This is a genomic window from Paracoccus sphaerophysae (genome assembly GCF_000763805.1).
GTDB lineage: Bacteria > Pseudomonadota > Alphaproteobacteria > Rhodobacterales > Rhodobacteraceae > Paracoccus > Paracoccus sphaerophysae.
This window is the reverse complement of the sequence record NZ_JRKS01000072.1, coordinates 1-14,052: the sequence shown is the minus strand read 5'-3', so window position 1 is coordinate 14,052 and position 14,052 is coordinate 1. Positions and strand designations below refer to the sequence as shown.

Sequence of the window (14,052 nt, the reverse complement as noted above, 5' to 3'; positions counted from 1 at the left end):
GGCGTCGGTGGGTGCGGGCTTTGGCGGCACCATGCTGGGACTGACCGGCGCCGTCATCGGTCGGGCGGTCGGCGCCACGGTCGGGCGGGTGATCGACCAGCGCCTGCTGGGCGGCGGCGCGCGTCCGGTCGAGACCGGGCGCATCGACCGCCTGCGCCTGCAGACCGCCGGCGAGGGGACCGCGATCCCGCGGGTCTGGGGGCAGATGCGGGTGCCGGGGCACGTGATATGGGCCTCGCCGGTCACCGAGATCAGCCGCACCCATGACGCGGGCGGCAAGGGCTCGGGGCCCAAGGTGTCCGAGATCAGCTATCGGCTGAGTCTTGCGATCGGGTTGTGCGAGGGGCCGATCCTGTCGGTGGGGCGGGTCTGGGCGGATGGCGAGGAAATCGACCCGGCCGATCTGAACATGCGCGCCTATCCGGGCGGCGAATCGCAGCTGCCCGACCCCGCCATCGCGGCGCATGAGGGCGAGGCGGCACCGGCATATCGCGGCATTGCCTATGTCGTGCTGGAGGACCTGGCGCTTGAGCGCTGGGGCAACCGTGTGCCACAGCTGTCGTTCGAGGTCACTCGCGGCATCAGGGGCGCGGAGTCGCTGGCCGAGAATGTCGAGGCCGTGGCGCTGATCCCGGGGACGGGCCAATATGCGCTGGCGACCGAGGATGTCTCGATCGACCTGGGGCTGGGCGAGACGCGCATCCTGAACCGCAACACGCCGATGGGCGGGACGGATTTCGCCGTCTCGCTGCGGACGCTGGGGCAGGAACTGCCCAAGGTCGGGTCGGTATCGCTGGTGGTGTCCTGGTTCGGCGACGACCTGCGGGTGAACCGCTGTGCCGTCCGGCCGAAGGTCGAGCAGAAACTGAATGACGGGCAGGAGATGCCGTGGCGCGCGGGCGGGATCGACCGTGATGCGGCGGAGGAGATCGTGCGCAAGGACGGCCGGTCGATCTATGGCGGGACCCCGGCCGATGGCTCGGTCGTGCAAGCGATCCGGGCGATCCGGGCGGCGGGGAAGGCTGCGGTCTTCTATCCGTTCATCCTGATGGAGCAGATGGCCGGGAATGGCCGGCCCGATCCCTGGACCGGTGCCGCCGATCAGCCGGTCATGCCGTGGCGGGGGCGGATCACCTCGTCGTTGGCGGCGGGGCGGACGGGTTCTCCGGACGGCACCGCTGCGGCCGCGACCGAGGTCGCGGCGTTCTTCGGCACCGCGGCGGTGTCGGATTTCCACGTCGCGGACGGCGAGGTGCGCTATACCGGCCCGGCGGAGTGGTCCTATCGCCGCTTCATCCTGCATTACGCGCATCTGTGTGCGCTCGCGGGCGGGATCGACGCGTTCCTGATCGGGTCCGAGATGATCGGGCTGACCCAGATCCGGGGTGCGGGTGGCAGCTATCCTGCCGTCGCCGCCCTTCGGCGGCTGGCGGCCGAGGTGCGTGGCATCCTGGGGCCGGCGGCGCGCATCGGCTATGCCGCGGACTGGAGCGAGTATTTCGGCCATCATCCGGGCGGCGACGAGGCGGTGTTCCATCTCGACCCGCTGTGGGGCGACGCGAACATCGATTTCGTCGGCATCGACAACTACATGCCGCTGTCGGACTGGCGCGATGGCGAGGCGCATCTGGATGCGCATTGGGGCGATGTCCACAACGTCGACTATCTGCGCGCCAACGTCGGCGGTGGCGAGGGCTATGACTGGTACTATCGCAGCCAGCAGGACCGCGATGCGCAGATCCGCACGCCGATCACCGATGGGCACGGCGAGCCGTGGATCTGGCGCTACAAGGACCTGAAGGGCTGGTGGTCGAACTGGCATCACGACCGCAATGCCGACGGTGTCGCCGCGGCGAAACCGACCGAGTGGGTGCCGGGGTCGAAGCCGATCTGGTTCACTGAATACGGCTGTGCCGCGCTGGACAAGGCGACCAACCAGCCGAACAAGTTCCTGGATGCGATGAGCAGCGAATCGATGCTGCCCTTCTATTCCGACGGGCGCAGGGATGATGCGATCCAGGCGGCCTATGTCGAGGCGGTGACCTCGTACTGGGCCGATCCGGCGAACAACCCCCCGATGGACGCCGGCGGGCGGATGGTCGACCTGGCGCGGGCGCATGTCTGGTGCTGGGATGCTCGGCCCTATCCGGCGTTCCCGGCGCGCGGTGACATCTGGTCGGACGGCCCCGCGTGGGAGCGGGGGCACTGGCTGAACGGCCGGGCCTCGGCGTTGCCGCTGGGGGACGTGGTGGCGGACGTCTGCCGTAACTCGGGGGTCGTGGCGTTCGATGTCTCCGGTCTGCACGGGGTGGTGCGCGGCTATGCGGTCGCCGGTGCCGAGAGCGGCCGGGCTGCCTTGCAGCCGCTGATGCTGGCGCATGGCTTTGACGCCGTGGAACGCGAAGGCGCGCTGCGTTTCGTCATGCGCGACGGCCGGCTGGACGAGACGGTTCCGGCGGGGGAACTGGCTGTCGTCGAGGACGCGACGGGTTTCGAGATCAGCCGTGCGCCCGCGGCCGAACTGGTCGGCCGGCTGCGGCTGAGCCATGTCGAGGCGGGCGCGGACTATGGCACCCGGACCGCCGAGGCGGCGCTGCCGGATGGTGAGCGGATCACCGTGTCCGACAACGACCTGCCGATGGTGCTGACCCGCAGCGAGGGGCAGGCGACCGCTGCGCGGTGGCTGGCCGAAGCGAAGGTCGCGCAGGAAACGGCGCGGTTCGCGCTGCCTCCGTCGCGGGCGCATCTGGGGCCGGGGGACGTGGTGTCCGTGATGGACGGTCCGGCCGCCGGCGCGCGCTGGCGCATCGACCGGGTCGAGCGCGCGGGCGCGGCGATCGTCGATGCGGTCCGGGTCGAGCCTGGGGTCTACCGCGCGCCGGCGCATGCCGACGAGGCGCCGCGCGGCAAGGCGCATGTGCCGGCGGGGCCGGTCTGGCCCATGCTGCTGGACCTGCCGCTGATGCGCGGGACCGAGGCGCCGCATGCGCCGTGGCTGGCCGCCACCGGCACGCCGTGGCCGGGGGCGGTCCGCGCCTGGGTCTCGGTCGACGAGGAAAGCGGCTATGAGCCGAACGTCATCCTGCCCACGCGCAGCGTGATGGGGGTGACGCTGACCCCCCTGCCCGCGGCCAGGCCGGGGGTGATGGACCGGGGCGCGCCCCTGCGAGTGCGCGTCAAGGGCGGCAACCTGCGGTCGGTCACGCCCAACGCGCTGCTGGCCGGGAGCAACGTGCTGGCGATCGGGGACGGCACCGCCGGGAACTGGGAGCTGTTCCAGTTCGCCGAGGCGACGCTGGTCGCGCCGGGCGAATGGGACATCCGCGGCCGGCTGCGGGGGCAGGCGGGCACCGACGCGATGATGCCGGCCGTCTGGCCAGCGGGCAGCGTCGTGGTGCTGATCGACGGGTCGGTCCGGCAGGTTGACCTGCCCGCGGACATCCGGGGTCAGCTGCGGCATTGGCGGATCGGGCCGGCGAGCAAGTCTCCGGACGATTCCAGCTATCGCCACCGCGCGCATGTCGTGTCCTGTGACGGACTGCGGCCGCTGTCGCCCTGTCATCTGCGGGTGACCGGGCGCGAGGTCAGCTGGATCCGCCGCACGCGGATCGGCGGCGACGGCTGGGACGCACCCGAGGTGCCGCTGGGCGAAACCGCCGAGCGTTATGAGGTGACGGTCGTCCAGGGCAGTGCGGTGCTGCACCGCGTCGAGACGACCGTCCCGCGCTGGACCGTGCCCGATGCGGTCTGGAGCAACGCCGTCGCCGGCGGCTCATTCGCCATCGCGGTGGCGCAACTGTCGGATGTCTACGGGCCGGGCCCGTCTGCGAGGAGAATCATCCATGTCTGAACCGACCACCCAGCGTTACGGGCTGCCGCTGTTACAGCCCGCGCAGGCCCAAAAGCATGTGACCGTCAACGAGGCGCTGATGCGGCTGGACGGGCTGGTCAACCTGGTCCTGCAAAGCGCCAGCGCGCCGACTCCGCCGGCGACCGCGACCGACGGCCAGTGCTGGGGCGTGCCGTTCGGCGCGCTGGGCGACTGGGCCGGCAGTGCCGGCCGCATCGCCATCCGGTCGAATGGGGGCTGGGTGTATGCCGATCCGCAGCGCGGGCAGCAGGCCTTTGTCCGCGACCTGGGCGCAACGGCTTTGTGGACGGGCTCTCAATGGGCTTCGGGGGCGATCACCCTGGGTGCCCTGGGCGCGGGTCTGAGCGCCGGGGTGACCGAGGCCGAGGTGGACATCGTGGCCGGCACGGCGTTCTGGAGCGGGGTCTTCATTCCCGCGAATACGCTGGTAATCGGGGTGACGGGGCGGGTAATCCAGCCGATCACCGGGACGCTGACCAGCTGGAACATCGGGATCAGCGGGTCGGCGACGCGTTTTGGCTCGGGGCTGGGGGTCGAGAAGAACTCGTGGTCCCAAGGGCTGCTGACGACGCCGACGGCTTATTATGCGGCGACCAACCTGCGGCTGTCCGCCACGGGTGGATCGTTCGAGAGCGGACGGGTCGCGCTGGCGATCCACTGGCTGGAGCAGCGGCTTCCAGACGCCGCGTGATGGCGCCTTGGACGGGCCGCGCGCATGGCCCGTCTTTCGATCAGCGACGAACTGCCTTATGTCAGCCAGACAGGACAGGAGCGTCGCATGGACGGACAGAGCGATCGGACGTTGATCGCGGGGCTGCAGCCGCGCGAGACATTGTGGGACAGCATCCGCGCCGAAGCGGCGGCGGCGGTGCAGGCCGAGCCTCTGCTGGGGGCGCTGATCCATGCGGGGCTGTTGCATCACAGGACGTTTCACTGCGCGCTCGCGTATCGGTTTTCGCTGAAGCTCGCCTCGGGCGAGATGAGTGAGCAGATCCTGCGCGAGATCGCGGACGATGCCCACACGCGCGAGCCGTCACTGGCCGCCGCGGCGCAGGCGGACCTGGAGGCGGTCTTCGCGCGCGACCCCGCCTGCCACCGGCTGATGCAGCCGATGCTGTTCTTCAAGGGCTATCAGGCGCTGCAGGCGTACCGGATCGGACACTGGCTGTGGGAAAACGGCCGCCGCGACATGGCCTATTTCGTGCAGATGCGCTGTTCCGAGGTGTTCGGCGTCGACATCCACCCCGCGGCCCGGATCGGCACCGGGGTGATGATCGACCACGCCCATTCGATCGTGATCGGCGAGACGGCGGTGGTCGGCAACGACGTGTCGATGCTGCACTCGGTCACGCTGGGCGGGACCGGCAAGGAGGACGGCGACCGCCATCCCAAGATCGGCGACGGGGTGATGATCGGCGCCGGCGCCAAGGTGCTGGGCAATATCCGCGTAGGCGCGCGCAGCCGCATCGCCGCGGGTTCGGTTGTGCTGATGGACGTGCCGCCGTGCAAGACCGTCGCCGGGGTGCCGGCGCGGATCGTGGGCGACGCGGGCTGCGACCAGCCCTCGGACATGATGAACCAGATCCTGGGGCTCGACAGCGTCTTCTAGGCGGCCCAGCGGTCGGCTTTGGACCCGGTGAGGTCGGCCAGCGTGGTGTTTTCCGTGCGCAGCCGCGCGGCTAGTCCGCGCGCGATGCGGTCGGCCAGCGAGAGGCCCTGATAGATCAGTGCGCTGTAGAGCTGGACCGCCGAGGCGCCGGCCTGCAGCTTGGCCCAGGCCTGATCGACCGAGCCGACACCGCCGACACCGATGATCGGCAGGCGGCCGTCGAGCAGACGGTAGAGCCGCGCGAGGATACGGGTCGAGCGGTCGAAGAGGGGGGCTCCGGAGAGGCCTCCGGTTTCCTGCGCATGGGCGGAGGTCAGGCCACTGCGGTCGAGCGTGGTGTTGGTGGCGATGACGCACGCGGCGCCGCTGTCCCGGAGGACGGCGGCAAGCTCGGTCAGCGCGGCGGTGTCGAGGTCGGGGGCGATCTTGACCAGCACGGGCGGGCGGGCGCCGGTTTCGTCGCGGGCCGAAATCACGCCTTGGATCAGTGCTGCGAGGGCGCGGGCGCCTTGCAGGTCGCGGAGTTTCTCGGTGTTGGGCGAACTGACGTTGATGGTCAGGAAATCGGCGTGAGGCGCGGCCTGGCGGGCGACCTCGGCGAAATCGGCGGCGCGGTCGGTGCTGTCCTTGTTGGCGCCGATGTTGAGGCCGACGGGGACTTCGCTGGGCGGACGGGCGGCGAGGCGGGCGCAGATCGCCTGCGCGCCCTCGTTGTTGAAGCCGAAGCGGTTGATGATCGCGCGGTCCTGGGTCAGCCGGAACAGCCGCGGTTTGGGGTTGCCGGGTTGGGGGCGCGGGGTTGCCGCGCCAACCTCGACGAAGCCGAAGCCGGCGCGGGTCAGCGGGCCGATGATGCGGGCGTTCTTGTCGTAGCCGGCGGCAAGGCCGACGGGGTTGGGCAGCCGCAGGCCGGCGATCTCGGTTTCCAGATGCCGCGAGGTGAACGCCGCTCCGGGCAGCGGGGCAAGGCCGGCGGCGAGGGCGCGGATCGACAGATCATGAGCTTTTTCCGGGTCAAGCCGGTGCAGGGCCAGCAGCCCGGCCTTTTCGATCAGCGACATCAGAGCTCTTTCAGGTCGTGGCCTTGCGGGGTCAGGACGATTGGCCGGTGGGCCGTCACGTCCGACAGCCGCAGCTTGCGGTAGAGATGCGGGAACAGCGCGCCGCCGCGGGAGGGCTCCCACCTTAGATCGGCGGCCATGGAATTCGCGTCGCAGGTCAGCAGGTGCAGGCCCTCGACGCCGGCGAAGTGCTTGTCGAGCGTCCCGCGCAGCTGGTCGGCGGCCGAGAAATGGATGTAGCCGTCGGCGATGTCGACGGGGGCGCCGTTGGTTTCTCCCTCGGCCTGGAGGGCGGCCCATTCGTCGGCGCGCAGGATCTTGTAGATCTTCATCGTTTGATCTTTCGAGGGCGGCAGGGCTGCCAGCACGCCGGCTGCGAGCCGGTGGTCGAGGTCGTTCTGCGGTCCGTCATGCCACGGGCAGAAGCGGAGCCGGAAGGCGGCAAGCCGGGTCGCGGCATCGGCGGCAGGATAGCCGATCCGGTCGAGCAGGGTGTCGAAGGGGGCCTCGGGTCGGATGGCTCTGGGGAAGATCGCGAGGCCCTGCCGGGCGAGCCGGCCCCAGTCGAAGCGCGGGCCGGGGTCGGATTTGCGGCCGGGGGCCATGTCGGAATGGCCGATGATCCGATGGGGGGCGATGGACCAGCGGGCCATGATCTCGCGCAGCAGCGTTTCGAGCGCGGCCATCTGAGGTTCGGGGAAGGGGCGGTCGCCGGGGTTGGCAAGCTCGATCCCGATGGAGTGCGAGTTCACGTCCTCGCGGCCCTGCCAGGACCCGGCGCCGGCGTGCCAGGCACGGCGATCCTGGGGCACCAGCGCCTCGGTCGTGCCGTCGGTGTCGATGAGCCAGTGGGCGGAGACCTCGGCCGCGGGGTCGCAAAGGCGGGCGCGGGCGCCGGCGGTGTCGGGCATCCCGGTGTAGTGGATGACGATCAGGTCGGGGGCGTTGGTCCCGCGCCGTTCGCCGTGGTTGGGGGAGGGCGATGTCATGCGTTGGGCGGCGCGGCGTTCTGGTCGTGCCCCGCGGGTCGCGGTCGCACGGCGCGGGAGATTTTTCCGACCGGCACGCCTTTCCCCTTCGTCACGACATCAGCGCTGCCGAAAACGCCGCGCTTGCGCAGGATCACAGCGGCGCGCCGCGGTCCGGGGTCCAGCCGCAGACGCGGCCGTCGCCGTCGGGGTCGAGGCCCAGCGGGTCGCGCTGGGGGCCGCCTTGGGCGGCGAAGGCCTGCTGGGCGGCCTGGGGCGAGGGCCAGGCGGCGCAGTTGCTGCGGACCGACCCGTCGCGCGGCCAGCGGCCGGTGGGCGGGGCGGCCACGACGGTTGCGGGGGCAACGGTGGCGACCGCCCCCGGCCCGGGGCGGGTGATGCGGTAGTGGACGGGCGGCGCGGTGTCGACTGCCGGGGCGCCCTTGCGGTCCAGCGCGCCCAGCGTCCGATCCGTCGTGACCCCGCTGCGCGCCGCCGCGACGGTCGTTTCGCGTTCCAGGATCCGGACCGGGGAGGGGCCGGCGATCTCAGCGGCGGTGGGGGCCTTGGCTGGCAGCGCCACGGGGATCACCCGCGGCGGCGCCTGCTTGCCGGTCAGCGCCGCCTCTCGCGCGCGCAGGTAGTTGCCATAGGGCGTCGCCTCGGCGCGATAGTTCGGGTTCCAGCCCTGGTTCTCGCCGGAGCAGGCCGCAAGCGCGACGACGGGGATCAGGAGCAGGGCGCGCATTGAGGTCATCCTTTGGCGATTCCGGGCAAGCCTACCACCAGCGATCCGGCTTGGCGACGAAGCCCGCGGCTTTTTCCAGCACCGCGCCGTGGTTGAGCAGGTTGCCCTCGTCCCACGGCCGCCCGATGAGTTGCAGGCCCAGCGGCAGACCGGCGGAGTCGAGGCCCACCGGGATGGCGAGCCCGGGCAGGCCGGCGAGGTTCACGGTCACGGTAAAGACGTCGTTGAGATACATCTCGACCGGGTCCGCGTCCTGCATCGATCCCAGCGGGAAGGCTGCGGACGGCGTCGCAGGGGTCAGGATCGTGTCGATGCCCTGCGCGAATGCCTCGTCGAAGTCGCGCTTGATCAGCGCGCGGACCTTGCGGGCGCGGTTGTAATAGGCATCGTAGAAACCCGCCGACAGAACATAGGTGCCGATCATTACCCGACGCTGCACCTCGGGGCCGAAGCCCTCGGCGCGGGTCTTTTCGTAAAGCTCGGTGATGCCGTCGCCGGCCGACAGCTTGGCGCGGCGGCCATAGCGGACCCCGTCATAGCGGGCGAGGTTCGACGACGCCTCGGCCGGGGCGATGACGTAATAGGCGGGCAGCGCGTATTTCGTGTGCGGCAGCGAGATGTCCACAATTTCGGCGCCGGCGTCGCGCAGCATCTCGGCGCCGCGGTCCCACAGGGCGGCGATCTCGGCGGGCATCCCGTCCATGCGGTATTCGCGCGGGATGCCGATCTTCTGGCCGCGGATATCGCCGGTCAGCGCGGCCTCGTAATCCGGGACCGGGCGGTCGGCCGAGGTGGAATCCTTCGGATCGACCGAGGCCATGGCGCCCAGCATGATCGCCGCGTCGCGGACCGAGCGGGTCATCGGCCCGGCCTGATCCAGCGACGAGGCGAAGGCGATCGTCCCCCAGCGCGACACCCGGCCGTAGGTCGGCTTGAGGCCAACTGTCCCGGTGAAGGCCGCCGGCTGGCGGATCGAACCGCCGGTGTCGGTGCCGGTCGCCGCCAGGCACAGGTCCGCGGCCACCGCCGCCGCCGAGCCGCCCGACGAGCCGCCGGGAGTCAGCGGCTGGTCCAGCTTCCACGGGTTCACGGCATTGCCATAGACGCTGGTCTCGTTCGACGAGCCCATCGCGAATTCGTCCATGTTCAGCTTGCCGAGCATCACCGCGCCGGCATCGAACAGGTTCTGCGTCACCGTCGATTCATATTCCGGGCGGAAGCCTTCCAGAATCCGGCTGGCGGCCTGCGAGGGGACGCCCTTGGTGCAGAACAGATCCTTGATGCCCACCGGAATCCCGCACATCGCCGGCGCATCGCCCTGCGCGATCCGTGCATCGGCCGCCGCCGCCTGCGCGCGGGCAATGTCGGGCGTGTGGTGGACAAAGGCGTTCAGCGCGCCGGCGCCCTCGATGGCGGTCAGGCAGGCCTCGGTCAGCTCGGCCGCGGAAATCTCGCGGCCGCGCAGGCGGTCGCGGGCCTCGGCGATGGCCAGGGTATTCAGCGTCATTCCACCACCTTCGGCACGGCAAAGAACCCCTCGCGCGCATCGGGCGCATTGGCCAGCACGGCGGCCTGCTGGTGGCCGTCGGTCACCACGTCTTCGCGCCGCTTCAGCCGCATCTTCTCGACGCCGGTCATCGGCTCGACGCCGTCCACATCGACCTCGTTCAGCTGCTCCATGAAATGCAGGATGCCGTTCAGCTCGGCCGCCAGCGCCGGCAGCGCGTCGTCGGCCACCGCGATCCGCGCCAGATGGGCGACCTTGCGGGCCTCGGAGGGGTCAATCGCCATGCAGAGTTCCTTTCGCTCGCGCCCGGATTTACCGGGCGTGGACGATAACGGCAAGGCGGGCTAGCCTTTCACCGCACAACCCCGCGGAGGAATGACGCATGAAACTGACCTGGCTCGGCCATTCCGGCTTTCGGCTGGAGATCGAGGGCGCGGTGATCCTGATCGACCCGTGGCTGACCGGAAACCCGGTCTTTCTCGAGGACTGGCGGCCCGAGGCGATCCGCGGCGCCACCCATGTCCTGATCACACACGGCCACGGCGACCATACCGGCGACGCCATCGCCATCGGCAAGGAGCTGGGGATCCCGGTCGTCGGCATCTATGACCTGATCACCTTCTGGCAGTCGCGCGACGGGATCGAGGGCGTGGGCTTCAACAAGGGCGGCACCGTCGATCTGAACGGCGCCCGGGTCACGATGGTGAACGCGGTCCATTCCTCATCGATCGAGGGCCGCGACGGGCCGGTCTATGCGGGCCACGAATCGGGCTACATGATCGCCGGCGAGGGGCACACGATCTATGTCTCGGGTGACACCGACATCATGGCCGACATGGACTGGATGGGCGAGTTCCACAAACCCGACATCGGCATCCTGTGCGCGGGCGGTCACTTCACCATGGACATGGAGCGGGCAGCCTGGGCGGCCCGGCGCTATTTCGATTTCACGACCGTGATTCCGTGCCATTACAAGACCTTCCCGCTGCTGGCGCAGGATGCCCAGCCGCTGCGCGACGGACTGCCCGGCGTCGAGGTACGGACGCCCGAGGTGATGGAGACGATCGCCCTGTAATCAGCGCGGGGTGCGGATCGTGTCGCCGGGCAGGAAGGTCGGGGCCAGCGCCACCACCCCGGTTTCGGGCCGCGGGTCCTTGCCCGCCACGATCCGCGCGGCGCGTCGGCCGATATCCAGCCGCCGGGCGTCGGTCGTCGCCAGCCGCATCGGCAGGCCGTCCAGCAGATCGACTCCGTTGAAGCCGGCAAGCCCCAGCCGGCCGGGAATGTCGATGCCCCTCTCGCGCGCCCAGATCAGCCCCCCGGCCCCGATCAGGTCGTTGGAATAATAGAGGAAATCCAGGTCCGGTTCGCGCGCGAGGATGCGTTCGGTCAGCTCGCGCCCTTTGGCCAGCGACGAGCCGCCCTGGTAATATTCCCGCGCCACCAGCGTGGTGCCGGCCTCGGACAGGGTCCGTTCCAGCCCGGCCAGCCGCTTTCGCGCCCGGTGATCCTCGGGCATGTGGGTGCCGATGAAGCCGATCCGGCGATAGCCCGCGGCGAGGATATGGCCGGCCATCTCGGCCCCGGCGCGGTCGTGGCTGATGCCCACCGCGGTGTCGATCGGCGTGCCGTCGATATCCATGATCTCGACCACCGGAATCCCCGCCGCGTCCAGCATCGCGCGCGACGACCGGGAATGTTCCAGACCGGCGAGGATCACCCCGCTGGGACGCCAGCTGAGCATGTCATACAGCACGGCTTCCTCGCGCGCGGGGCCGTAATGGGTGACGCCGACGACCGGCTGCAGCCCGGTGTCGTCCAGTTCCGCCGAGATGCCGCCCAGCACGTCGGGAAACACCAGGTTCGACAACGAGGGGATGACGACGGCGACCAGGTTCACCCGCTGGCTGGCCAGCCCGCCGGCGATCTTGTTGGGCACATAGCCCAGCGAGCGCGCCGCGGTCAGCACCTTTTCCCGCGTCGCCGGCGAGACGTCGCCGCGATTGCGCAGGACCCGGCTGACCGTCATTTCGCTGACCCCCGAGGCCATCGACACATCGCGCAGGGTGAGGGGGCGGCGGGGACGGCTGGCGGTCATGAGGCTCTCGTCGGGGGGTCGGACAGCGTTAGCGCATGACAGGCCGTCCCGCAACCTTGCCGCGCTGCCCAGTCTGCAACCCAGTCTGCAACCCCGTCTGCAACCTTGCCATGCGGGCGGGGGTCGTGCGACAAGCGGCGCCGAAGACCTCGTGGCTCAACTGGATAGAGCAGCCCCCTCCTAAGGGGCAGGTTGCAGGTTCAAGTCCTGCCGGGGTCACCATCTCTGCCCCTCCAGATCGCCGGTTGACCGGGGGTCAGCAGCCCCCCTTGCCCGCCGGCCCGGCCGCCTTGCCGCCGTCGACCAGTTCGCGCCAGCGCGCCACCGACGCGGCGGCGGCCATCGCCAGCAGCCGGGTGTCGCCGGAAACCGTCGTCAGGTCGAACCCCCAGCCGATCGCCCTGGCGGCATAGTCCGCCTCGCCGCAATGCAAGCAGGCACGCAGGCCGTTCTTTGCGCAGACCGCCTGGATGCGGCGGATCAGTTCGACGATCTCGGGTTCCTCGCGGTCAAAGCCCGGAGGCAGGCGGCCGTTCCGGGTGCCCAGCGTCAGGTCGGACGGGCCGATATACAGCCCGTCGAGCCCTGGCGTCGCCGCGATTGCTTCCAGATTGTCCACGCCCGCCTGGGTCTCGATCATCGCCAGCGCGAGGATCTGGTCGTTCGCGGCCCCGGTGTCGTAGCCGCCATAGGCAAACGACGCGCGGGTCGGGCCGAAGCTGCGCTGTCCCAGCGGCGGATAGCGCAGGTAGCTCACGAACTGCGCCGCCTCGGCGGCCGAGTTGATCATCGGGCAGATCACCCCCATCGCGCCGGCGTCCAGCACCTTCATCACGCTGCCCGCCTCGTTCCACGGCACCCGCGCAAGCGGCACCACGCCCGAGGCGCGCAGCGCCTGGAACATCGGCAGCGCCTGGCCATAGTCCAGCGCGCCGTGCTGCAGGTCGATGGTGATCGAATCATAGCCCTGGCCGGCCATGATCTCGGCGATGAAGGGGTTGCCGACCGACAGCCAGCCATTGATCGCCGGCCGCCCCTGGGCCCACAGCGCCTTCAGCCTGTTCTCGAACATCGTCCCCTTCCCTTGCGATGCGACCTGCGGGGCATGGTAGCAAGCCCGGGTGGGGGCTCAAGCGCGGTCGGGCTGAGGCGAGAGGGGGGCTGCCCCGCGCAAGACGGGGCATGCAAGCCGTGCCGAGGAGGGCGTTCAAGATGGAGCTGTCGGGGGAAATGTGTGGATTGCTACGGTTGTAATCCTCTCCGGCCGTGAAAAATCAGTAGATTGACTTGGGCTTTGGGCACCAAAACTTCCTTTCTCGCCACGCGGATCTTCCTCATCTCACCTTGGGGCCAGCCGCCGGAAGGAGGTGGATGCGTCGAGCACTCGTCGCATGTGCAACAGAGTGTCGGCTGTCGTCTGTCAGTTACTTCTGAATTTGCTTCAGATTCTGATCCAATCAATGTTCGTGCCCATCGGCGGTGGAGACTGACATCGCTCAACTTCTCTTTCAATCATGTTCCATAATTTCAGCAAATGTTGTGGGTCGCGTCGATCGGATAACTTTATGAGGTAATATCCGAAACGGGACGGCAGCGACGTCGCGCGGTGCTGACCTTCACCATTGCAAATTGCTGAAGGTCGGACGAATTGCCAATCTGGTGAAGCTGCACCGCAGCGCTCTCTGTGGTGATAGATGTCCACGACATACGTTAGCAGGATAGAGATAAGATCATCGTCGCAGAGACAGGCCAACTGCTCCGACGGATAGTCACCCCGCTGTATCGTGTCAAAAAAGGTTCGCCCGGCCAGCAAAGGCATCAGCTGGTGGCCGTAGGTCCGGAAAAAGCTCTCGATGTGACCACGAAGCCAGGGCTTCCCGGCGGCGGCAAAAGCGTGGTGACGCCGAGGGAATGAGCGGCACCTTGGAATTCATCTGAGATGAATGCGGTCCCCTGATCGGTGACCAGTGCCTGCACCCCGCCATGATGATGCCATGTGTTTTCGCATCCGACTGGTCTTGCCCCCGTTTCGCCGGACACTCAGGCCGTTGCGGTTTGAACTTTGACCTGCCACGGGCTTTTTCCTCCATCTGTGACTAGAGTCCGGCCCAACGAGAGGACGGACGAAGATGAAGAAGGCACGACGGACCGAGGAACAGATTATCGGAATCCTTCAGGAGCATGATGCCG

General features: G+C 69.2%; 11 protein-coding genes, 1 tRNA gene and 1 pseudogene. 5 read left to right on the top strand and 8 right to left on the bottom strand.

What is annotated here, in order from left to right; translation table 11 throughout:
* The 3 genes from IC63_RS14635 to cysE all read left to right on the top strand — a co-directional run.
* A partial coding sequence (locus IC63_RS14635; protein WP_036721692.1) for a baseplate multidomain protein megatron occupies positions 1–3,850 on the top strand: 3,850 nt, incomplete at its 5' end.
* A complete protein-coding gene (locus IC63_RS14630) occupies positions 3,843–4,562 on the top strand; it encodes a DUF2793 domain-containing protein (RefSeq protein ID WP_036721684.1) in 720 nt (239 codons plus the stop codon). The genes IC63_RS14635 and IC63_RS14630, both read left to right, overlap by 8 nt.
* Before the next feature lie 87 nt (positions 4,563–4,649).
* A complete protein-coding gene (gene cysE / locus IC63_RS14625; RefSeq protein WP_036721690.1) occupies positions 4,650–5,480 on the top strand; it encodes a serine O-acetyltransferase in 831 nt (276 codons plus the stop codon).
* Here the strand turns inward: cysE and IC63_RS14620 are convergent.
* The 6 genes and pseudogenes from IC63_RS14620 to gatC all read right to left on the bottom strand — a co-directional run bounded on the left by IC63_RS14620 (position 5,477) and on the right by gatC (position 10,048).
* A complete protein-coding gene (locus tag IC63_RS14620) occupies positions 5,477–6,541 on the bottom strand; it encodes a quinone-dependent dihydroorotate dehydrogenase (RefSeq protein WP_036721681.1) in 1,065 nt (354 codons plus the stop codon). The genes cysE and IC63_RS14620 overlap by 4 nt on opposite strands.
* The gene (locus IC63_RS18960) at positions 6,541–6,873 is read right to left on the bottom strand and encodes a DUF952 domain-containing protein (protein WP_232222629.1); all 333 of its coding nucleotides are present in this window, start codon (positions 6,871–6,873) and stop codon (positions 6,541–6,543) included. The genes IC63_RS14620 and IC63_RS18960 overlap by 1 nt, the downstream gene beginning before the upstream one ends.
* 18 nt (positions 6,874–6,891) lie before the next feature.
* Positions 6,892–7,530: pseudogene (locus IC63_RS18955) on the bottom strand (N-acetylmuramoyl-L-alanine amidase); the annotation flags it as partial.
* 133 nt (positions 7,531–7,663) lie between these two features.
* Positions 7,664–8,257, bottom strand: coding sequence for a hypothetical protein (locus tag IC63_RS14610; protein ID WP_052042280.1), 594 nt, complete (start codon positions 8,255–8,257; stop codon positions 7,664–7,666).
* A gap of 31 nt (positions 8,258–8,288) precedes the next feature.
* Positions 8,289–9,764 carry an Asp-tRNA(Asn)/Glu-tRNA(Gln) amidotransferase subunit GatA gene (gene gatA, locus IC63_RS14605; RefSeq protein ID WP_036721674.1) on the bottom strand — a complete coding sequence of 492 codons (1,476 nt, stop codon included), beginning with the start codon at positions 9,762–9,764 and terminating at the stop codon, positions 8,289–8,291.
* Positions 9,761–10,048 carry an Asp-tRNA(Asn)/Glu-tRNA(Gln) amidotransferase subunit GatC gene (gene gatC, locus IC63_RS14600; protein ID WP_036721673.1) on the bottom strand — a complete coding sequence of 96 codons (288 nt, stop codon included), beginning with the start codon at positions 10,046–10,048 and terminating at the stop codon, positions 9,761–9,763. The genes gatA and gatC overlap by 4 nt, the downstream gene beginning before the upstream one ends.
* A gap of 98 nt (positions 10,049–10,146) precedes the next feature.
* On the opposite strand from gatC, the gene IC63_RS14595 reads away from it, so the two are divergent.
* A complete protein-coding gene (locus IC63_RS14595) occupies positions 10,147–10,839 on the top strand; it encodes a metal-dependent hydrolase (protein ID WP_036721672.1) in 693 nt (230 codons plus the stop codon).
* On the opposite strand, the gene IC63_RS14590 is transcribed toward IC63_RS14595, so the two are convergent.
* The gene (locus tag IC63_RS14590) at positions 10,840–11,862 is read right to left on the bottom strand and encodes a LacI family DNA-binding transcriptional regulator (RefSeq protein WP_036721671.1); all 1,023 of its coding nucleotides are present in this window, start codon (positions 11,860–11,862) and stop codon (positions 10,840–10,842) included. It lies immediately after the preceding gene.
* A gap of 145 nt (positions 11,863–12,007) precedes the next feature.
* Between IC63_RS14590 and IC63_RS14585 the strand changes: the two genes are divergently transcribed.
* A tRNA-Arg gene (locus IC63_RS14585) sits at positions 12,008–12,084 on the top strand.
* A 34-nt stretch (positions 12,085–12,118) separates the two neighbouring features.
* On the opposite strand, the gene IC63_RS14580 is transcribed toward IC63_RS14585, so the two are convergent.
* A complete protein-coding gene (locus IC63_RS14580) occupies positions 12,119–12,934 on the bottom strand; it encodes an HpcH/HpaI aldolase family protein (RefSeq protein WP_036721668.1) in 816 nt (271 codons plus the stop codon).
* Positions 12,935–14,052 lie beyond the last annotated feature (1,118 nt).